Below are 21929 nucleotides of genomic sequence, written 5' to 3'. Positions count from 1 at the left end.
CCCCTCACCAAAGTCAGTGCCGGACGGACGGTTTCATCGAACTCAGCAACGGCTGCCGCGCTTCGAACCCCTCCTGGTGCCCAGGACCGCAGCGGCCGTATCAGCTTGCCCGACGACCGTGCCTGATGTGCGGAGAATCGCGCATTCGCACCGGTTCTCGAGGCTTGAGCGCCGGTCGCGCTTCTTTCCGGCATACCTGAGCCGCTACCGGCTGCCTTACCCGAATGGCCGTTCTCCAGGTGATCGGTATCGGCCGATACCCCCTGCGATACGGACCACGTGTTCTCGACGATCGCGCGTCCACTCACATCCCGCCGATTCGATGTGACCGAGATGGCGGATGCCGATTCCGTCCCGGTTCGAGGTTCATGACATCCTGCGCCAGATTGCCTGAACCACAGGATATCTCGCAACAGTCGTTGCTACGGTCGAGCCGCCGGACGCCACGGGGGCATCAGGCGTACGACCAGGGGATCTATCGGTGAGTGTCGAGGCCTTCGAGATCAAGAAGCCATTCCTGCGCAGTCTTCTCGAGCAGGCCAGGGAGGGCCAGATCCAGCTGCCGGAGTTCCAGCGCGGTTGGGTGTGGCCGGAGAACAATATCCGGAGCCTGCTGGGCTCGGTGTCACGGGGTTTCCCGGTCGGGACGCTGATGATGCTCCAGGCCGGCGGGCATACGCGCTTCAAGCAGCGTCCCATCGAGGGAGTCGACCTCGTCGGCGACGTCCTCGCGACACAGCTGCTACTGGACGGGCAGCAGCGGATTACGTCGCTCTACCAGGCTCTGATGCTGGGCCGGCCGGTGGCGACGATCGATGAGCGGCGGCGTGAGGTGCAGGGTTGGTTCTACGTCGATATCAACCTGGCCCTGGACGATGACGCCGACCAGGATGAGGCGTTCCGGTTCGTTCCCGCTGATCGCACAATCCGAACCAGCTTCGGGCGTACCGAACTGGACCTGTCAACCATGGAGGGGGAATGTCAGGCGAGCCTCTTTCCCATGTCGCAGGTTTTCGATGCAGACGACTGGGGTTACCAGTTCACCAAGCTGCACAATTACGCACCGGAGGCGATCGAAGTCTGGCAGAGCTTCAATAAGCGGTTCATCAAGCGATTCGAGCAGTACCTGGTCCCGGTGATCGAGCTCCCTGCGACAACGCCACGGGAAGCGGTCTGCCAGGTATTCGAGAAGGTCAATACCGGCGGCGTCACCCTCACCGTCTTCGAACTCCTCACGGCGACCTACGCCGCCGACGAATTCAACCTGCGCGAGCATTGGGATCAATGTCGAATGCAGTGGAGTGACGGCAAATTCCGTGTGCTGTCAGCGGTATCGGAAACGGACTTCCTGCAAGCGGTGACTCTGCTGGCGACCTACCGCCGCCGGGAGACCGCCGGTACCGCCGACGCGAAGGGCGGGCCTCGAATAGGCTGCCGACGCGTCGACATGCTGCGACTGCCCCTGGACGATTTCAAGAAGTCCAGTGAGGAGATTGTCAACGGCCTGCTGATGGCCGCGAAGTTCCTCCATCACCGCAATATCTTCGATGTGAAGTTCGTACCGTACGGCGCACAGCTGATCCCCTTGGCGGCGATCTGCGCGGCGCTCGGGCAGGCTTGGCACCGGTATGACGTTCAGCAGAAGGTCGCGCGATGGTATTGGTGCGGCGTGTTCGGTGAGCTCTACAGCGGAACCACCGAAACCCGATTCGCCCGTGACCTCCCCGACGTGGTGGATTGGGCTCTCGGACGCACATCGGCCGAACCTCGAACGGTCGCGGAGGCACAGTTCGCACCGGGACGCTTGCGTACACTCAGAACCCGAAACAGCGCTGCCTACAAGGGCGTGTACGCCCTGCTGCTGGCCGGTGGCGCACGAGATTGGTGCAGCGGCAATCCCATCAATGCCGCTACCTACTTCGACGATGCCATCGATATCCACCATGTATTCCCGCAGGCATGGTGCGCGAAGCAGAGCCTCGATCGCGGCATCTACGACTCGGTCATCAACAAGACTCCCCTGTCGGCCTACACCAACCGTCATATCCTCGGAGGTTCGGCCCCTTCGAGCTATCTGGCGAAGCTGACCGCCATGGGTGCCGTCGACGCACCCGCGCTCCGTTCACATGTGGCGACACACCTGATCAATCCGGATGTTCTGCTGCATGATGACTTCGACACCTTCATCGCCCAACGCGAGGCCGTCCTGCTCGATCTGATTGCCACCGCGATGGACAGCGGCTTCACCCACGCGGACGAGTCGAACCAGGTGCCAACCGAGGAACTCATCGCCGAAGGCGAGAGCCACACCGTCGAGTTCAAGGCGTCCGCATTCCTGGACCTGAGGACCAATCAGGCCGAAGCAGAACGCCGCTACATCATCGTCAGGACCGTATGCGGATTCTTGAACGCAGATGGCGGCTCACTCTTCATAGGGGTGGAGGATGACGGCAACCCAGTCGGGCTGGAGGGTGATATGCGTTCGATCAATGTCCCCGATCTCGACAAGTACGAGCTGCGACTGCGCGAGATGATCGAGAACCACCTGTCCACGACCACCGCCGCCACCGTGCGAGTCGAATTCCCCGCGGTGTCGGGCAAGAAGATCTGCCAGGTCATCGTGGCGCCCGCGATCAGGCCGGTATTCCTCAAACGGACCAAGGCCCTGGGTGGTAAGGGCGAGGTGGAGTTCTGCGTGCGACGGGGAAACGCGACGGTACTGCTGCAGGGCGACCACATGGAGCGGTACAAGGAGGAGCACTGGGGTCATCACGCACTCCCGCGCATGGAACCCGAAGGGCAGGTGGGCGATACGACAGATATCGACCACCTCGTGTCGTCGCCTGAATTCGAGATGAGAGTCGATGGCCTCCTCGCTACGGCCCAGATCATCGATGGCGACTTCACCGTCCGAGCGGGATCTCAGGTGCGACCGCGCTGGACCGCTGGCGAACACAGCTACAGGGGGCTGCGGATCCACCTCGAGAAGGCTGGCGTGATCACCGTCAGCAGCGATGGTCGGACGGCGGTCTTCACTCGCGACTATCAGTTCAAGGCGCCCTCGGCCGCCGCCGCGATGGTGGTGGGCCGTCCTACCAACGGCCGAACGGACTGGCGACTCCGCGGCACGGCAACGACCTTCGCCGAGTGGGAGAGGGGAGCGAAGGGCACCGACTGAACCTGAACCCCGCCCACCCACGGCGTGGGCAAAGAACTCCAGCGCGATCGACAGGAGGACCAGCAATGGCCGACATGGGTTTCGAACAGCGTCGTCAGTGGGTGGATCGGCAGTTGGCCGCATTGCCGACACTATCGGCCGTACACCGGCGCTTTCTCTCCGTACCACTCATGCGCAGCGGGTGGCATGTGTTGGTGGACAGGGCTTCCGACTTCCCACCCGCCGACCGCGCGGGAGTCTTCGCCGTCGGACCGGGCGGTGTCTTCGCACTCGTCTTCGCCGACAGCGTGCCATCCCGTTCGGAACTCCGGGCGATCCGAACCCGGGCGGAGGAGATGTTCGCGAACCTCACGGCCGGACGCAGCAGATACGTCCCCCACATGGTCGAAGTCATGCTGCTCATGGATCGGGCCGTGGAGACTCCGGCCGAGGCGTCCTACACCACTGCCGATCTGACAAGCATGCCACGCCAGCTGTTCGGCGGGGCCAAGCTGTCGAAGCAGAGTGCCCGCCAGATCGCCTTTTCGGTATCCGCACGCAATACCTGGTTCGAACTGATCTCCAGTGACAGTGCCCCGGTCGGTACGCAGACCGTATCCGACAGTCTGTTCGCCACCTCGGAACTGCGCGAGGTCGAACGCGCCAAAGTATTGGCCCGCCCGTTCAGCGAATGGATGACATTCCTCGACCCGAACCAGCTGGAACTGGTACACCGCAACTTCAACGGCCCCGCGCGGTTCAGCGGACCGGCCGGCACCGGAAAGACCGTCGTCGCCCTCCATCGAATGGCCAGACTGGTCAAGCATCAGCCCGGACGGGTGTTGTTCACGAGCTTTGTGAAGACTCTGCCGGCGTACCACCGCTCCGGCTTTCTGCGCCTCGCCCCGAACGCCCAGGAGAGGGCCGAGTTCATCGGCCTGCACGCATGGATGATGCGTTTTCTCGAGGAACGAGGAATCACGGTCACCCTGAACGACGCCGCCGTCGAGAACGCCTTCGCGCGAGCGTGGCGAGATGCCCGGGAAGTTCTGACGCCCATTGAGCCCAGTCCGACCTACTGGAAGGACGAGATCCACCGCGTTATCAAGGGCCGCGGGATCACGTCCCTGGACGAGTACCTGGCCATCGACCGTACTAGCCGGAACCGCATATTACTCAACGACTCTCGCCGCAAGGCAGTATGGGACGACCTTTACGAACCCTACCGGAAGAACCTGAGCGCCCGCGGAGTCGCAGACTTCAACGACGCCATCGACGCGGCCATCACGGAACTCCGCGCAGCCCCGCTCGACGATCCCTATGCCCTGGTCGTGGTGGACGAGGTCCAAGACTTCACCCTGATGGAGCTGAAACTGGTCCACCAAATCGCAGGCGGCACACCAGCCTCACCCCTCCTGCTCGTCGGCGACGGCCAACAACAGGTCTACCCGGGCGGCTGGCGTCTCTCCGACGCCGGAATCCCCATAGTCGGCCGCGGCGCGGTTCTGCGCACCAACTACCGCAACCGACAGGCCGTCCACGAGTACGCGAAACACATCGACGCCACCAACAGTGTCGATGATCTCGATGGAGCTCCAGGCTTCGTCCTACGTGACACCGAGGTGGTGCTGCCCGGCGGGAAAGCCAAGTCGGAGACGTTCTCGCGCAAGGATGCCAGCAGCCGTCTAGTACGAGCTATCACCGAGTCCGGCCTGCCCCTCTCCGACTGCGCGGTGATCACCGCGACGAACAAGGCCGCCGAGGACTACCGAAACGCGCTACGCCGCGCGGGAATACCGACGCTCTCGCTCGAGCATTACGACGGAACCCAGCAGGACGTGGTCAAGGTAGGAACAGTCCATCGCGCCAAGGGCATGGATTTCGCAGCGGTCTTCCACATTACGGAGGCACCATCGAAGTCGCTGGACGGGCTGTCCGGCGGCGAGCGCGACCGCGCGGAACTCGCCGCCCGGCAGACGATGGTCGCGCTGACCAGAGCGAGAGACTACATCTGGATCGGGTTTGTTCAAGACTGATTAGAACCGAGAACAGAGACACGTGGCAGGCCCCCTGATGGTCAATCAGGCCTCCGGACCATCAGGGGGCTACGAACATGTGCTTCCCGCTACGAGGCCTGGACACCGGACGGTACCGCTGTCGTACGAAAATTCTTCACGATCGCGACAAGGTCCGCGACCTCGGCACTGGTGAACAGCTCCTCCGGACCGGTCGGCGCCAACGCCCGAAATGGCTGCTTCCACAGATCCTTCACCTCGACGATGCCGTTCCGGGCAACGACCTCGACGAGCATATTGAGGAAATGCAACTGGTTCGCCGACAGGTTCTTGCCGGACTGGAACTCGTCGAACGCCTCGGACGCGGCTTCCCGCTCGAGACCGGTGAGCTTGCGCAGGAACAGTCCGAGACCCCCGTGCAGCTGTTTGGCTTCCTCGATCTCGGCCTCGGTGCCGAAGCGGTTGGCGAGGAAGACGCCCTCGAGCTGTTCCAGATCCTCGGAGGTGATCGGGCGGTTGCGCAGGATCTTCTGCACGGCGAGCAGGTCCTCGTGGCTGCGCAGATAGGTGCGGACCTTGGATTCGAAACGCGCCATGCCCTTTCCGCCGCCGGGCACGCCCTTGATCTCGGTCACGGTGATGTCGCCGAGCTCGTCCTCGAAGTCGGTGTAGAGCGGATTCTGACCGCTCTTGGGCCGAATGTTCTTCACCAGGCCGCGGAGCCGACGGCGCATGGTTTCCAGCATCGGCAGCGTGACGTCCTCCCACCAGGAGTCACCGGCCACGTCTTCGATAAGCTCGTACTGCGCCTTGATGGCGGTGATGCTCTGTAACGTGGGGTCCAGCAGGTAGGAGGCGATCTCCTGCACCTGCTCACGCAGCGTCGTGAAGCTCGGGTCGGCGGTCAGCGTCGCCAGCTGCAACCGCAACACCAGATAGTCGAACCGCTTGGCCTGCGGGCTGTTCTCCGACTCCTTGAATTCGGTGGGCAGGCCGGAGATCTGGGCCAAACTGACGCGCACACCCGAGGTGAACTGCACTTCCCACCGTGTCGGCTCGCTGAATTCCTCCACCTGGCGCAGCTTGTGGCGAACCTCCACATTCTGCGGGTTCATATTCGCCACTTCGACATGCAGCCGGTCGGCGACCTGCCAGCGCAGGTCGAGATTCGATGCCGGGTCATTCTCGCCGATCTCGGCGGGACGTCGGCCGGGTTGCTGTAGTTCGTCGAGATAGGCGAGCAGGTCGACGCGAGCGTTGAACAGCCGCTGACTCATCGACGGCTGCACACGGGCTTCCGCGGCGGCGATGTCCTGGTTGAAGTACTCGATGTTCTGGCACAGGTCGAAGACACCGAAGGTGGACTTGTCCTTGTCGGGACCGAACAGATTGGGGCACAGGCGGGTTCCGCGACCGATCATCTGCCAGTACTTGGTCTTGGAACGCACCAGTTTCGCGAACACCAGGTTCAGCACCGCGGGCACGTCGAGGCCGGTGTCGAGCATGTCCACCGACACGGCGATGCGCAGCGCGCTGTCGGGCTTCTCGAACTGTTCGATGAGCGACTGCGCGTGGCTGACCTCATTGGTGATCAGCTTCGTGTGCTCGCCCTTGAACTCGGGGAACAGCGCGTCGAAGCGGTCGACGATGAGTTTCGCGTGCTTCTGGTTGCGGGCGAAGATGATCGTCTTGCCGAGCCGTTCGCCATCGTCGACCCGGCCGCCGGTCGCCATCAACGCCTGCAACATCTTGTCCACGGTGTCGGCGTTGAACAGGAAGCGGTTCAGATCATCGGCGAGGATCTCCTCCGGGACACCGGCGTCCTCATCCCATTCGAGTTCATCCCACTTGTCCTTCTCCGATTCGGACAGGTCGTCGTACCTGATGCCGTGCAGCTGGAACTTCAGCGGCACCGAGATGGCGGTCGGCGGCACCAGATATCCCTCGGCGACAGCCTGTTCCAGGTCATAGGAGTCGGTCGGCACTCCGTCCTCGAGCCCGAACAGCCGGTAGGTGTTGCGGTCGATCTCGTCCTTCGGCGTCGCCGTCAAACCGACCAGCAGCGAATCGAAGTGATCGAAGATCGCGCCATACTTCTGATACACAGAACGATGCGCCTCGTCGATGATGACCAGATCGAAGTAGCCCGGCCCGAAACGCCGCTCCTCCTTGTCATCCAACTCGTTGATGAGGTTCAGCATGGTCGGATACGTGGAGACGTAGACGCGGGCGTCGGTCTTCTTCTCCGTCAGCAGGTTCACCGTCGGTACACCCGGCAGATGCTCCTTGAACGCGTTGACGGCCTGATTGACCAGTACCTGCCGATCGGCGAGGAACAGCACCCGCTTCACCCATCCGGCGCGGATGAGCTGATCGACCAGCGCGATCACGGTGCGCGTCTTGCCGGTTCCGGTCGCCATCACCAGCAGCGCCTGCCGCTGCTTGTCCTCCTCGAAGTGCGTGCCGATCCGCCGGATCGCCCGGCTCTGATAGTGCCGCCCCGCGATCGCCTCATTGATCTTGGTGCTGCCCAACGTCTTCCGGCCCGCGCGACGCTGAACCAGCAGGCGCAGCTGGTCTTTGGTGTAGAACCCTGATACCGGTCGCGACGGATAGAAGGTGTCGTCCCAGATCTCGGTGTCGTAGCCGTTGGTGTAGAAGATCACCGGCCGCTGACCGTGCTGCTTCTCCAGCGCGTCCGCGTACAGCTGCGCTTGATGCTTACCGGCCTCGACGCTCTTGGTGGTGCGCTTGGCCTCGACCACACCGAGCGGCTTGCCGTTGTCATCCCACAGCACATAATCCACGTGCCCGGCACCGCTGGGAGTCGGCATGCCCGTGACCTTGTACTCGCGATCGTTCGCACCGCTGAGAGTCCACCCGGCCTCCTTCAACATCATATCGATGAGGTTCGTGCGAGTCTCGGCCTCGTTGTAGTCGTGGTGATCCGCGACCGCGGCGTTCACGGCCTTGGCCGCCTTCACCTCGGCACGTAGCCGCTCCAGCTCCTCCTCGTACTCCTTGCTCTTGGCCCGCGTCTCGGCCAGGGCTTGTCGCTGCGCCTCGAACTCGGCCGCCATCTGCTGAATCTCGGCCTGCTTGCGCCGCCGCACCTCCGCCGGGACCGGCTTCGGAATCAGCGCCTGATCGAACCCCAACCCGTCGGCCGGTGTGTGCGCCGGATCGAGCGCGTACGTGCGCGCCACCCAGAACATGACGTGAAACAGCTCTGCGACAGCCGTCATGGCGTCCTGCGCCGTCACCGGCGTCCGCCGATGCACGGCGATATTCCCCTGCCGCCGAATCACATCCATCTTCGCGCAGATCTTCGCCCCCGCGACATGCCGCAAGGTCGGCTCACTGATCAGCGCCGCCAGCTCGTTCCGATACGGCCGCCGCAACGACCCATCCATCTGAAACAGCCAATCCACCGCCAGCTCGAGCCCCCGCCGCGCCCAGAAGCACGCCACCCTCGGATCCGCCACCGCCAGCCGCTCCGCCCGCACGGCCTCCTCGAACAGCTCGGGCCACTCGGTGCGCAGAAAAGCGAAGTTGCTGGCGGTCGTCATGAAAAGCCCCTCCTCACAAGATCTTTCAGCTCATGATGTCACAGCTCGCCACGGAAGGCGCGGGATTGTAGGGAGGCGAAGAGGGCGTCGAGTTCGGCGAGGTGACACCGCTGAGTTCGCCGACGGGAATCCAGTGCCGTCAACCTGGCGGCAAATTCTTGCTGGCGAGATACCGGCGGGAGAAATATCGGAACTTTACCCAATCCATCGATATTTATATTGTACTGTCCAGCAGAAGTTTTCCCATTCTCGCGCAGCTTGGCACGCCCGAATGAGCTCGTCAAGAATTCTCGCAAAAATATCGGATCAGCCTCCTTGATGTTCAGCCTTGCGCGGATCAGATATGAGGCATAGATTACATTGCGGGAATCCAGTCCAGACTTTTCAACAACACTTTGAGAGAAAATCGCACATCGACCTACGTAATCTGGATTTCCATTGGTTCTCACAAACAGAAGGTCACCCTCCTGAAGGCGGAGTCGTTCCAGCTCTTTGTCGGTCACAGGAACATTCTTCAATTCGGTCAGATTCAGCGCCCCTCCCACGACGTTTGGAATTCGAAGCGCAGGGAAACCCATGCCCTCCGATTTATTCGACGTCCCATAGCGAAATTCTGAAACGACATCCGACAGGAGGGCCTCTTGCCACCCGCTGGGATTCAGTCTTGGATCGCCGAACATGTCGAGAAAGATGGATTGAGCGAGGTCGTCGAGGAGGGCGATGGCCTGCCGCCGCTTCTCCCGCAGCGCATCCACCCGATCCAGCACCTCCGCAATCCGCTGCTGCTCAGAATGTGACGGCAAAGGAACTGGAAGTTTGGCTAGTTCCGTTTTCCTTATGGAAGGCACTGTGGTGGATGATGCCATCGGATAGAGGTCGATCGACCTCAGGAAATGGTAAAGATACTTCTCATCAACCGATGGTTGCGGAATGACCGCGAATACATTGTTGTCAACCAGAAATTCGGACGCTGTGAGCACCCTCAGATTCTGCTGAATAGCTTCACCAATCTTTGCGAACACGACCGCCCCCCTCGGAACAATCTTGGCTCGCAGCATCGATAAGTCTGCATCATCGACATAATTGGCGGCCGAATATATCCACGCACTACCCGACCGTGCAGTTCGCGAAATATCACCCACTTTAGCAAATGGATACTTCCCGCGAACTTTACCTTGAAGTTCAACTGGAAAACCAATGCCTGAACGTATTTCAGTGATGCTCCCGAGCGACACAGTCGGAACGGTTGTCATCCCAGCATCCCCTTCAACTCCGACATCCCCTGCTGAATCTCCGCCTCGATCTGTTCCAACTCATCGATGATGTCCAGCGGCGGCCGATGCTCGACCTCCTCGTGGACGATCTCCTTGTACCGGTTGAGCGACAGGTCGTAATCCTGGGCGGCGATGTCGGCCTTGGGCACGCAGAAGCTCTGTTCGGTGCGGGCGCGTTCGCCTTCGTCGGCGTGGCGGCGGTTCCACCGGGCCAGCACGTCGGGGAGGTTGTTCTTGGCGTGTTCCTCGGCGGCCAGCGGGGTTCGAGGGACGACGCCGAGTTTGTCCTCGGGCAGCAGCGCGGTGCGCTTGTCGTCGAGGCTGAAGCCGTCGGCGGTGACCTCGTAGAACCACACTTTGTCCGTGGCGTCACCTTTGGTGAAGAACAGGATGGCGGTGGACACGCCCGCGTACGGCTTGAACACACCGGAGGGCAGTTTCACTACCGCGTCGAGCCCGTGCTCGTCGACGAGGATCTTGCGAAGTTCCTTGTGCGCCTTGGTCGATCCGAACAGCACGCCGTCGGGCACGATGACCGCCGCCCGGCCGCCGGGCTTGAGGAGCCGCAGGAACAGCGCCAGGAACAGCAGCTCGGTCTTCTTGGTCTTGACGACCTGGAGCAGATCCTTGGCGGTGGTCTCGTAGTCGAGGCTGCCGGCGAACGGCGGGTTGGCCAGGATCATCGAATACTTCTCGGCCTCAACCGAAACCGTCTGCGCCAGCGAGTCGCGGTAGCGGATGTCGGGCTGCTCGATCTCGTGCATGAGCATGTTCATGCTGGCGATGCGCAGCATGGTGGAGTCGAAATCGAAACCGTGGAACATGCTGGCGTGGAAGTGATTCCGCTGTGCATCGTCGGTGAGCACAGTCGGGTGGGTGCGCTTGAGGTATTCGGCCGCGCCGACCAGGAAGCCCGCTGTGCCGCAGGCCGGGTCACAGATCTCGTCCTTCGGACCGGGAGCCATCATCTCCACCATGAGTTCGATGATGTGGCGCGGAGTACGGAACTGCCCGTTCTGACCGGCGGTGGCGATCTTGGAGAGCATGTACTCGTACAGGTCGCCCTTGGTGTCGCCCTCGCCGAGGGTCATGTCGTCGAGCATGTCGACCGCGCGGGTGAGCAGGTTCGCGGTGGGGATGGTGAAGCGCGCGTCCTTCATGTGGTGGGCGTAGGTGGATTCCTCCCCGCCCGCGGTGCGCAGCCACGGGAACACCTCGTCGCGAACGGTCGCGAGCATGGTGTCCGGCCCCAACTCCTTGAACACCGACCACCGGAGGTGGTCGGTGTCCCGCTCGGGGTCGTCGTGCTTGACGTAGATCGGATTCTCGATCGGTTCCCCGGTGAAGTGCGCCTGCCGCTCCTTGGCCGTCTGCAACTCATCGAGCCGCTTCAGGAACATCAGATAGGTGACCTGCTCGATCACCTCCAGCGGATTCGAGATTCCACTCGACCAGAAGGCATCCCACAGCCGGTCGATCCTGCTCCGCAGTTCCCCAGTGATCATGCCTGAGAGGTTATCCGACCGCACCGACGTTCTCCGTCTTGTTCACCGGTTCGATAGCAGCGCTGCATAGTCGCCCGCTTCCAGGAACCCACCCCGCCGCGAACACTGTTACGAGTACTGACAGTGCGCAGTTGCCTGCACTAGGTGGCGTCCGCCCGCCGTGACCGAGTGTTTCCGCTGATCATTCCGCGTTTAGCAGGTGAAACGCAGCCGATTCGCCTCCTCCGACCCGCCATCGACTGAATGGTCATGACAGCTGTCATCATTGCGGATGCCTTCACGATCACCATACGATTTCGAACAACGCAGCCGTCCGTGATCCACCAGCACTGTGAGGCAACAATGCCGGGTTCAGCCCACCAGGCCGACCTTCTCACCCTCGTCCAGGTCGCCGCTCTCTCCGATGTGGAACGTTCGACTCCGAGCAACTGGCGACGCCGCCACGAGGACGCCCCGAAGCCGGTCGCCCGGGAGGGCGCCCGCAATCGCTATCGCCTATCGGATTGGCAAGCATGGTTGGACACGCGGGAGATTCCCGCCGACCAGCTGGCCCCGGATGAACCCGCAGGCACCACCTACGGCGATCGATTCCGTTACAATCTCACTGCGGCACAGGATGTTTCGCAACCCCGGGACACCACTCTCGCACCCGCCGAGATCCGGGCGCGGATCGCACGACTCGAACAGCACCGCCTGCGGTTGCGCGGTTACGGTGTGCCCGATCACCAGTTCTACGAAGCGGCAATGCTTATCGCCTATACCTGGGCCTGCGCCCCCGATCAGTGGGACAGGATCCACGTCGCGAACCATGTCCGACGCATCGAACCGCATCGCTATGTCGACATCATGGCTCGCCACATCGACCACGCCCTGCGCCGCCACAACCTGCCCACCGGCGCGAAGGCCGCTCTCGCCGCGATCGGCAAGGGGAGATTCGACGAGCTGACCACGCTCGTCGGCCTGTGCTCCGAGCTCGGCGTGCGAGGTTTCGACCTTCTGTTCGAGCGCATGGCCCAGGTGGCGGTCGGGAACAGCAGCGACTACATCACGCCCACCGCATTGGCGAATCTGATGGCGACGCTCGCGACACAGGACCGGGCGCCCGGCACCGTACTCGATCCCTACCTGCGTGGCGGTGAGCTTCTCCACGCGGTCACGACCCGCGCGGCCGAGGGCAGCCAACCGATCGCCCGAGGAGTCGGAGTAAGCACGGGGATGGTGCGAGTGGCCGGTATGCGGTTGGCGGTGCACGGTCGCGCCGCACACCTGCGCACCGGTGACACGGTCCCGTGGACGCATCCGACCGCAGACCATGCCGACACGATCGTGACGAACCCGAACTTCGGTCAGCGATCACCCCGGAATCCCGCCTGGGACACGACGATGTGGCCGTTCGGCGAACCCCCGGCTCACAACGACAACTTCGCCTGGTTGCAGTACGCCGTGACCCGGCTTGGACCGAACGGGCGTGCGGTTGTCCTACTGCCCGAGCTGACAGTCGCCTCGAATGACGCGCACGAGCGCCAGATTCGCGCAAACCTGGTCGACCGGGGCGCCGTGGCCGCCCTGATATCGCTGCCCGCCGACATCTTCCCCGTCGCCAGCGTCCCCGTGATCATGTGGATACTCGAGCCGCCCCGTCCGAAGGGCAACCGCCGTGTGCTGCTCATCGATGCCCGGACGATGCGGCGGCGTGATCCCGGCGCACCCCACGGCACGCTGATCGACATCGACCACATCGCACAGGCTTTCGCGGCTCGGGACGCCCTCCACACCGGCGAACTCCGATCACTGCCGCACGGCGGGAACGCCGTTGCGGTCGACGCCGAGAGAATCCGCGACGCCGACTTCCGCCTGCACCCCGGCGACTTCGTCCGCCAAGCCCTCGAGCGACGCCACAGCCAGGAAGGAGAGGTCGTCGACCCGGCCCTCGGCACGTTCGACCGAACACGCCGCGCGCTCGACCGGCTGCTCGCGGCAGCGGACGCCGGTGCGGCGGTGATCTCGACGCGCGAATGGGTGGCTCGTACGTTGTCAGCGGCCTCAGCTCATCGCGCCGAAGCCCGGTTGACGGACGTGTGCGAGATAACTGCCGGTCCATCCCACTCACGTCTGCAAGAGATCGAGTTCCTCGACCAGCACGGAGTGGAGATGGTGATGCCGAAGAACCTTCGCGGTCAGCGGATCATCCTCGATGACGCTCCCCGGCTGTCCGACCGCGACGCCGACACGCTGTCCAGGTTCAGACTGCTCCCCGACGATATCCTCATCGTTCGCACCGGAGCGATCACCGAACCCGCCATCGTGCGACCGAACCAGGAGGGTCGCGTGTTCAATACGAATCTGCTCCGAATCAGAATCCGGAATCAGGACGAACTCGATCCCTGGTATCTGCTCGCGGTACTCTCGGCACCTAACACCATGTCCCGGCTGCGAGAAGTGGCGCACCGCAAACGCATCCCCTCGCTGAGCGCTCCTGAGCTCGGTTCCGTCGCCCTTCCGATGCCGCCCATCATCGAGCAACGCACACTCGGGACGGTAGCCCGCGCGCTCAATGTGCAACTGGCGGCTCTGCGTGCGGCGGCAGACGCCGCCGAGGAGTTCCGAGACGTGGCCGTCGACCGACTGGTCACCGGAACCCTGGAGATCCGATGAGGTTGCCCAGGCCGAACCCCGCGAGCGTCGGCACGTTCACCGTCGCGACCGCGGCGGCTACGGCTAGTGCGGCGACTACATCGAAGTTCCTGTCCATCTGCCTGATCGCGCTGGCTGCCATCTCAGTGCTCTGCTTCACCCTGCTCCAAGCGATCGCCACCGTCGTCCCACAACGATCGCGGCACCGCCTCGCTCTCCTCACCGAAGTGCTGAACTACCGGCAGCGCGCCCGGCCGCCCACCGAAACTGACACGGAGTCAGCGCCATAGAGGCCCACTGTCGGCGAGGCCCACTGTCGGCGGGAAACAACGCAATCGCATCGCGAGGCAATGGCTTCTGGACCAGCGCGAGTCCACCCGGCCGCCGCGCCGACGGCACCCATCCCACAGGCTGGCGTCGCAAAGAAGTAGCACCTACTGCGTGGTCGTCTCCCTTGGGGCGTCAGCATGTGCTGACGCCCCCGCGCCGATGTTGCGTTCCAGCCTCACGCGGGCAGGTCGAACGCACCCGACCGGACGGCCGCGGTGAAGTCGTCCCACTCGGGACCGCCGAATACCAGCACCGCACCGGCTGTGTCCTTACTGTCGCGCACCCCGACCTCACCCCCCGGAAGGTGCGCGGTCTCGACACAGTCACCCTGAGGCTGGCTATGGCTGCTCTTGAACCACCGCACTGCGGATGGGGTATCACTCACGCCGAGTACTCCTTCGCCAAATCGAGAACCATTTGTCTGGTATCTCCCTCATCCAACGCCACCTCGGCGATGTCCGCCACCGCCGTCCGATACGTCTGGATCATCTCGGAGTCCTCGAAGAACAGCGCACCGGTGAAGACTTCGACGAAGACGACCGGCGGCTCCTGCAAACCGCTGTGCCGGAGCACGGGGAACTCGAACAGGGTGAACTGTCCGACCACCAGCCCGATGTAACCGTCGGCCTCACGCGGCACGACCCGGATGGACACGTTCGGCGACTGCCCGATATCGGCCAGATGCCCGAGCTGCTCTGCCATCACAGCCGGACCGCCTACCCGGTGCCGCAGGACCGCTTCGGACAGAAACACATTCATCTCGAACTCATGGTCTTCCAGGAGGCGCACGCGCCTGCGAATGCCGAGTTCGATCTCCCGCTCGACATCCAGCGCGGAGCGCCCCGGCTCCTTCACCAGGATCATCGACCTGCGGTAGGCGGGGGTCTGGAGCAGACCGGGCAGTAGCGTCATTTGGAAAGTGGTCAGCCTGGTGCAGGCTTCTTCCAGATTCATGTAGTGGTCGAAATGACTACTCGTCACATCCTTGTACGCACGCCACCACCCGCCCCGTGGGTCGCCCTTGGCCGCCTTCACCTCCTCGAACAGCGCCAGCGCCTGATCAGCCGTTTCCGGTTCCGCCCCATAACATCTCAGCAGCTCCTTCACCTGCACGCCGCTGACCTTGACCGGTATTCCGTCCTCCATTCTGCCGATGACCTGTGGTGAAACATCAATGATCAATCCTGCGGCCAGCTGAGTCTTCCCGGCTTGTACCCGCAGTTGGTGCAATATCCGGCCCAACGCTCTCCGGGGGATGGTAGAACCCGCCATATCGTTAGCCTCGCTATCCGGGTCACTCCGTTCTGGCGGCACCGTGCTGGCTGCCGAACGAGATACGGATCAACTTCGATGCGGAGCCTCCAGAATAGCCCGGGCGGGTGTCTACTTGAGAGTGTTCAGCAACCGGAAACCGCAGGCCCGGAGGTAAATCCGGATCGCCCGAGCGGCGGATTCCGCGGACTTGCTCAGCCGGTGGACCCACACCCTCGACGACACCGAAAGCGGGAACTCGATCATGACGGCCGACCTACTTCCCACCTGGGTGACACCCGGCGCGCACGTAGTCGAGCTGTCCGAGACCCGTGGAATCGTCCTGTCCCGCACCAGAATCAAGTCCATTACCGATACGACTATCGAACTCCGTTGCGGCACAAAGTACCTACTGCGAACCATGCAACCCGCCGACCGTCCCGAAGAAGTGGTCTTCAGCCGCCCCAACTCCTTCATTCCGGGAATCAGAACCCGCCTGGCGTCCCCCGACCACCCCGAGGCGCGACCCTGACCGTGGCGGTTCACCACCCGAATCAACGAAAGGCCGACCCTATGGAATACGTCTCCCCCAGGGCACTGGCCTTGGCCGGATGCGACTACGACGGCGCGATGAACCGTCTCGAAGCGGCTGAGGCGTGCGCACTGCACCGCGCCTGCCACCCCGACGAATGCCGCACCTTGCGTGCGGCGCAGGGCATTATCGGTGCTCCCTCACAACCATGGTGGGGGGCGACCCTGAGCGGTGGAACTACGCACGATCCCGAATCCGAAAGAGGTACACCATGATTGCGTACTGGCTGCCGTTTCTGATCGGCGCGACCACCGGCAGCATCATGAGCTGGGTCGTACCCGCGCTCACAACGCGCCTCTCACCCCATCCGGCCGAGGAGCGGACCGTCGCCGCGATCGCCGCCCGCTTGGAGCGCGAGCGCCTTACCGGGCGTGAGGCCCGCCCGATGCGGTCAACCGCCGTACCCGCGCGAACGCACCCGAGACACGCCCGCCTGGCCACCGCCCACTGACGCGCCCGGGTTCGCTCGCACCCACAGCCACAGGCCGCGATGCGGCTCCTAACGAGGATCAGGTCCCGCTCTTTCCGCACGCATGCCCAAGCAGCCGACCTCTGGGAGATGACAACACCGCGACGAGCGAACAGTGACCGATCCGCGCTCGACAAGGCGACCTTATGGTGCATTCGTTGTCCGTCACTGCCAGAACTCGACGGGTGACACCATCCCGGGCAAGAGCCAGGCGCTACGATCGGTGCCGCATGCGGTTCCTAGAGGGGGTTCTTCATTGGTGGGCGTTGATCCGGCCGGTTGGCTGGCTGTGGATTTCGGCAGATCCTACATCGCAGCGGCATTGGCCGACGACTACGGACAGCCCCATGTGCTGCCCTTGTCGGATGCCGGGCATTCAATGCCCGCAGCGGTTTTCGTCAAATCGCCGGCCCGAATCGAAGTCGGTGACATGGCGGTGCAGCACGGCACTAACGATGCGGTCGGATTCATCGCCGAACCCAGAAGCTGGATCGACGCGGGCCACACTACCTTTCAGATCGGTGCGGGCGTGATACCGGCTCCTGCGGTCTTCGCCGCCATCCTCGCTGTGGTGGTCGAGCGGGCGCAATCTGTACGCGCGGGCCGATGGCCGGCCGGGGTCGTTCTGATTCACCCGCAGTCCTGGTCCGCCCACCACGTCGGAATACTGATCGAGGCTGCGGTCAGGGTCGGTTTTCCGCAGGAACGCATCCGTGTCGCGCCCGAACCGCGAACCGGCGACCAGGAGCGCCAACCGGTCGTCCTAGCGGTGATGCGAAGTCTGGCGAGTGGCTCGCTCGACGTGCGGACCGATCTCTCGGACGCACCGTTCCAGCGCGGTCCTGCCGCGGATCCCGGTGCGGTTCGAACGCAGTCCCCGCAGACGCGGTGGCGTCTCGGTTCTCGTGGCCGCGGGCTGCTTTTCGCCGGATCGGCGGCGGCAGCGGTGGCCGTAGCGATTCTCGTGTTCGCCGGGGGCTTCACTTACTGGACAGGCGACACCGATACAGCGTTCGAGACTATCGCGCTCGGGCAATCCATGGACCGCACCTACGTCGCGGTCCATCCGGAGACCGGCCTGGTCTATGCCACCAACGAGAGTGACCAGACCGTATCGGTCGTCGATCCCGTAAGCGGCAGTGTCACCGCGACGATCCGGCTCTCCGACAATCTGGAAGGCCTCGCGATCGATCCCGAACTGAACCAGGTCTACGTCGTTGGGCGCGGGGGCACCACGACCGACAGCACCGAGGTCGGCACCCTGTCCATCATCGACACCACGACCAACCAGGTCACCGCGACGATTCCCACGGGAAAGGAATCTTGGGGCGTTGCCGTGGACCCGGTAACGCACAACGTCTATGTCACCAGTGTGAACGGATTCGATGACCAGAGTGCGCCCAATGCGCGCAGCACACTGTCGGTGATCGATCCGGTCTCGGCCGAGGTGAAGGCGACAATCCCGGTGGGGCGCAACGCGATGGACGTCAGTATCGACCCCGAGACCCGGAGCGCCTACGTCGTTGGCAGCTACTACGAATCGCATCCGGGGACAGTGACGAAGGGGCTCGTAGCGGTCGACCTCGAGACGAACCGAGTGCGCGGTGCCATCGCCGGACCCGATGGCACCCACCTGGTCCATATCGCCGTCGACCCACAGACCCGCACCGCCTATGCGACCGGCCGGGACAAGATCGCGGTATTCGACTTGGCGAACAACACGATGGCCACGGTTCTGGACAACTCCGGACATGGGGGAATCGTCGTCGATTCGGCATCCCATACCGCCTATGCGGTCAGCGAGGACGGGCCGGTACTGGATTCGATACTCGTCATCGACACCCAGGCGCGCGCCGTGACCACCAGGATCGAGCGAGTAGGTAAGACACCGGACGGGCTGGCCTTCGATCCGAAGACCCGAACACTGTACGCCAAGGGCTGGGGGGAGCTCACGGTGATTCCGCGCTGAGCGATCCCGGTCAACCGGTCATCACGCGAACCGTCGACCGGACGTGGCAACTCAGTACCGCGATCATCGAGAGCACCAGCGCGACAGCACCGATCGCGGTGATCAGGGGCATGCCGTGGTACGGCAACGGCTTGCTGACCAGATCCATCTCAGGTTCGGGGAGGAACACCTGAACCGCAGCGATGAGCATCATGCAGACACCGCCCGCGGTGACGAGGAATCGTCCGGCGGCAACTCGGGCGAACAGCAGGATGACACCAACGAGCAGTAGTAGCGCGGTACCCGCGGCCAGAAACAACCACACCCGGTGATTGAAGGCGGAGGTCTGCCTGTACCACTCCAAGGTGTCCGAGATCCGCCACGTGGCCGCTGCGGCAATAACCGCACACAGCAGCGACGATATCGCCGCGGTGATGACGCCCGGCCCGAACGCGGGGCGGGCGTGGGTTCGGTGTGAATCCCGTGGGACCGCCGAGGGCAGTAGCGCGCATATCGCCGCGACGATCGAAAAGATCAGTCCGACGACGCACACCGCCCTCTCGATTGTCAGGTCGAATATCGTGAAGGCTCGGTCGTCGGCCGTCAGCGCCAGCAGCACGCCGATCGCATAGCTCGCGGTCCCGGACAGCACGAGGTGACGTCCGACGGGCTTTTTCGCGAGCAGCAGGCCCGCACCTCCGAACAGGAGCAACGCGATGAACGTCGCGGCAAGGGTTCCCACCCCGAAATAGGCCAGTGGGTACTTGTCGCTGTCGTAGCCCGAGAGTTGGCTGATCTCGGATTTCATGCCGGAGTAGATGACCCACAGTCGCAGCGCACCCGCGGCGGCAACGGTCGCCGCGACCGCCGCGAAAGTGGCGGCAGCCACTGCGGCCGGGCGCGGGCCGGAATGTGGGTATCGCGGAGGCGCGGGAAATCTCGGCACAGCCTGCTGGGTCGGCACAGGCCCCGATGCCGCCTGCGGGAAGGAGGGTGCAGACAGCACAGGTGCTTGCCCCGCAAGCGCTGCGGCCGCGGCAGCGGCGAACTCCGAGCAGTTGGCGAATCGTCCGCCCGGGTGTTTGGCGGCGGCGCGAGCCAGCACGTTGTCGAGCATCGGGGGCACATCGGCTCGGATACCGCTGAGCCGAGGGAATGGCTTGCTGAGATGCGCGGCGACAACCTGTCCGGCATGTGTCGATGCGAAGGGCGGCTGCCCGGCCAGCAGCGTGAAAAACGTGCAGGCCAGCGAGTACTGGTCCGATCTCGAATCGACGCGTTCCGCGGACAGCTGCTCGGGAGACGCGAAGGCCAGGGTGGCGGTGACCAGTCCTGTGGAGGTGAGTTGTGTGTTCGCGTCGGCCAGGCGGGCAATGCCGAAATCGGTGAGGATCGCACGTTCCTCCCGGCCGGTGTGAGCGGCGGAAAGCAGGATATTGGCCGGCTTCACGTCACGATGCAGGACGCCCTGACTGTGTGCGTAGTCCAAGGCGGAGGCCGTGTCGGTGATGATGCGCAGGGCCCGCTCAACGGCCATCTCGCGCGGATCGACGCGGGAGGCGTCGACGCCCTCGATGTACTGCATGGCGATCCACAGGTGACCTGCGTGCATTCCGCGGTCGTGAATGCCGACGATGCAGGGATGGTCCAGACGCGCGATGGCTGTGGCCTCACGGTCGAATCGCTGTCGCAACTCCGAATCCGTGGATACTTCGGCGGCAAGAAGCTTCAGTGCTACCCGACGGGGCAAACGGGGATGCCGGGCAAGATAAACGCTGCCCATTCCGCCCTTGCCGAGAAGACCGTCGAGAGTGAATTCGGCGAATGCTTGGCCCACGCTGACCTTAACCACTGTCCCCCCATGCTGGTCGATATCGATAGTGCCGGAACAGCATAGACGATGTGCAGCCATCTTCTACGATGTGGAAGCTACGCTTCGTCAAGGGTTCACGGACGGCCTCAACGAGCGCCAAGACTGACGCTGCTGATCTCGCCGCATAACTCATCGGACTAGGCCCCCGCCGAGTTGGTGATGCTCAACATCGAGACGGACTGCTTGTTCTCTCTTGCCTCGGTCATCTTCTGGTAGGCCTGGGTCACAGGTGTAGTCGCGCTGCCGAACGAAGTCGTCAACCCCACTCAAGGATGGAGAGTCAGTAATGATGCCCGCTACGAAAGCAATTACTGCAGTAGCCCCAGTTCAGCAGTCAGGCTTGTACAGGGAATAGCTTATTATCGGCCGATAGTCGTCCTCAATCAGCCACTCCTGTTGACGCTGCGTCTTCTCTTTTTCAGCTGCGTCAACTCTATGTTCGGCAGACTCTGGCACTAATGCTGCTTCACTGGAACTGCGTGCAGCATCGGCCATGATGGCGAGATACTCGGGCGGAAAGTCGGCATAAGGGTCCGGACTTGGTTTAGGCGAATTCGCAGCGGAAGGGCTTCTCGCTACCGATTTACCCGCATCGCCGTCTGGGCTGTTAGTTGATCGCAACTCGACTCCTTGTCTCGTTGTCCGGTTTCTTACGAGCCTCGGACGATCCAGTCGTCTTGATCGATCAACCGATAAGCCCGAATACGGTCACCGGCTCGGTGGTCGGCAAGTTCTTCACGAAGTTCCGGGTGTTTGTGGTAGAAGCGAATCAGCCAGTAGGTCGCAGCGGCACCGATCGATGGAATATGAGCATTTATCACGCGGTATTCCGATTTCGAGCTACCCGCCATTTTCAATATGACTTCATAGGGCTTGTTCCTTCGCCCTTTTTCGATGCCAGAACTAACTTCTTCTATCGATCCCCAGTCGACGGAGCCCATTCCAGACGATGGCCTCGGGTAGGAGAGGCTGGAAGGGCTCAATGTCAGGTCCATCGCCTTCTTTTTTCGAAGCTGCGAGCCTTCGTACAATGCCCACAATACGGTAAAAATCGCCCCGAACGGGAAGAATATGCGCTGCCCACCGGTGAGCGGTATGTTGAGATCGCCGGACCATGCCCCATAGGTGAATATCACGCCTGCGGGTATCAAGCACAGAATCATCCCGATCCGCGAGCTCTTGATGTACGGCGCAGGATCTACGACGGTAGCTTCGTCACAAAGTCGAATAGATGCTTCATCAACGCGCGCCCGACCGGTGTTGCGAACCATGGCCAGGCCAAACACCGCCATGCAGCTGAAAGCAGCCCCTG

At 62.9% G+C, this 21929-nt stretch carries 14 protein-coding genes; 6 read left to right on the top strand and 8 right to left on the bottom strand.

Annotated elements, in window-relative coordinates; translation table 11 throughout:
* Positions 1 to 481 precede the first annotated feature (481 nt).
* Both ON31_RS37555 and ON31_RS14680 read left to right on the top strand, forming a co-directional pair.
* Positions 482 to 3178 carry a DUF4357 domain-containing protein gene (locus tag ON31_RS37555; RefSeq protein ID WP_063821498.1) on the top strand — a complete coding sequence of 899 codons (2697 nt, stop codon included), beginning with the start codon at positions 482 to 484 and terminating at the stop codon, positions 3176 to 3178.
* Between the two features lie 65 nt (positions 3179 to 3243).
* Positions 3244 to 5193, top strand: coding sequence for a UvrD-helicase domain-containing protein (locus tag ON31_RS14680; RefSeq protein ID WP_255222108.1), 1950 nt, complete (start codon positions 3244 to 3246; stop codon positions 5191 to 5193).
* 89 nt (positions 5194 to 5282) lie between these two features.
* Here the strand turns inward: ON31_RS14680 and ON31_RS14675 are convergent, their stop codons facing one another.
* The 3 genes from ON31_RS14675 to ON31_RS14670 are packed head-to-tail and all read right to left on the bottom strand — an operon-like array spanning position 5283 to position 11520.
* A complete protein-coding gene (locus ON31_RS14675) occupies positions 5283 to 8741 on the bottom strand; it encodes a DEAD/DEAH box helicase family protein (protein ID WP_039814154.1) in 3459 nt (1152 codons plus the stop codon).
* 38 nt (positions 8742 to 8779) lie between these two features.
* On the bottom strand, positions 8780 to 9994 hold the full coding sequence (locus tag ON31_RS35620) for a restriction endonuclease subunit S (RefSeq protein ID WP_081592458.1): 1215 nt from the start codon (positions 9992 to 9994) through the stop codon (positions 8780 to 8782).
* Positions 9991 to 11520: a type I restriction-modification system subunit M gene (locus ON31_RS14670; protein WP_039814152.1), complete on the bottom strand. Its 1530-nt coding sequence runs from the start codon at positions 11518 to 11520 to the stop codon at positions 9991 to 9993. Before ON31_RS14670 ends, ON31_RS35620 begins: the two co-directional genes overlap by 4 nt.
* 342 nt (positions 11521 to 11862) lie before the next feature.
* Between ON31_RS14670 and ON31_RS14665 the strand changes: the two genes are divergently transcribed.
* Positions 11863 to 14175, top strand: a complete 2313-nt coding sequence (locus tag ON31_RS14665) for an N-6 DNA methylase (protein WP_039814151.1) — start codon at positions 11863 to 11865, stop codon at positions 14173 to 14175.
* Here the strand turns inward: ON31_RS14665 and ON31_RS36680 are convergent.
* The 3 genes from ON31_RS36680 to ON31_RS14650 form a co-directional block, all read right to left on the bottom strand.
* The gene (locus ON31_RS36680; RefSeq protein ID WP_157533675.1) at positions 14150 to 14314 is read right to left on the bottom strand and encodes a hypothetical protein; all 165 of its coding nucleotides are present in this window, start codon (positions 14312 to 14314) and stop codon (positions 14150 to 14152) included. The two genes, ON31_RS14665 and ON31_RS36680, sit on opposite strands and share 26 nt — an antisense overlap.
* A gap of 345 nt (positions 14315 to 14659) precedes the next feature.
* A complete protein-coding gene (locus ON31_RS14655; RefSeq protein WP_306306420.1) occupies positions 14660 to 14848 on the bottom strand; it encodes a DUF397 domain-containing protein in 189 nt (62 codons plus the stop codon).
* A gap of 17 nt (positions 14849 to 14865) precedes the next feature.
* Complete coding sequence (locus ON31_RS14650) at positions 14866 to 15756, bottom strand: helix-turn-helix domain-containing protein (protein ID WP_081592457.1); 891 nt, start codon at positions 15754 to 15756, stop codon at positions 14866 to 14868.
* Positions 15757 to 16000: 244 nt separating this feature from the next.
* Here ON31_RS14650 and ON31_RS36675 point away from each other — a divergent pair, with 244 nt between their 5' ends.
* From ON31_RS36675 to ON31_RS14635, 3 genes are all read left to right on the top strand, one after another.
* Complete coding sequence (locus tag ON31_RS36675; RefSeq protein WP_147287170.1) at positions 16001 to 16267, top strand: hypothetical protein; 267 nt, start codon at positions 16001 to 16003, stop codon at positions 16265 to 16267.
* Between the two features lie 271 nt (positions 16268 to 16538).
* The gene (locus ON31_RS14640; RefSeq protein WP_039814141.1) at positions 16539 to 16778 is read left to right on the top strand and encodes a hypothetical protein; all 240 of its coding nucleotides are present in this window, start codon (positions 16539 to 16541) and stop codon (positions 16776 to 16778) included.
* A 133-nt stretch (positions 16779 to 16911) separates the two neighbouring features.
* Positions 16912 to 18765 carry a hypothetical protein gene (locus tag ON31_RS14635; protein ID WP_147287171.1) on the top strand — a complete coding sequence of 618 codons (1854 nt, stop codon included), beginning with the start codon at positions 16912 to 16914 and terminating at the stop codon, positions 18763 to 18765.
* 10 nt (positions 18766 to 18775) lie between these two features.
* Here ON31_RS14635 and ON31_RS34675 read toward each other — a convergent pair whose 3' ends face one another.
* Both ON31_RS34675 and ON31_RS36670 read right to left on the bottom strand, forming a co-directional pair.
* Positions 18776 to 20596, bottom strand: a complete 1821-nt coding sequence (locus ON31_RS34675; protein ID WP_157533673.1) for a serine/threonine-protein kinase — start codon at positions 20594 to 20596, stop codon at positions 18776 to 18778.
* 671 nt (positions 20597 to 21267) lie between these two features.
* Positions 21268 to 21909 (bottom strand): hypothetical protein, encoded by a 642-nt coding sequence (locus ON31_RS36670; RefSeq protein ID WP_147287172.1) that lies wholly within the window; start codon positions 21907 to 21909, stop codon positions 21268 to 21270.
* Positions 21910 to 21929 lie beyond the last annotated feature (20 nt).

This window comes from Nocardia otitidiscaviarum NBRC 14405, assembly GCF_000308635.1.
Classification (GTDB): domain Bacteria; phylum Actinomycetota; class Actinomycetes; order Mycobacteriales; family Mycobacteriaceae; genus Nocardia; species Nocardia otitidiscaviarum.
Note: the sequence above shows the minus strand (reverse complement) of the source record. Positions and strands in the feature narration are given on the sequence as shown.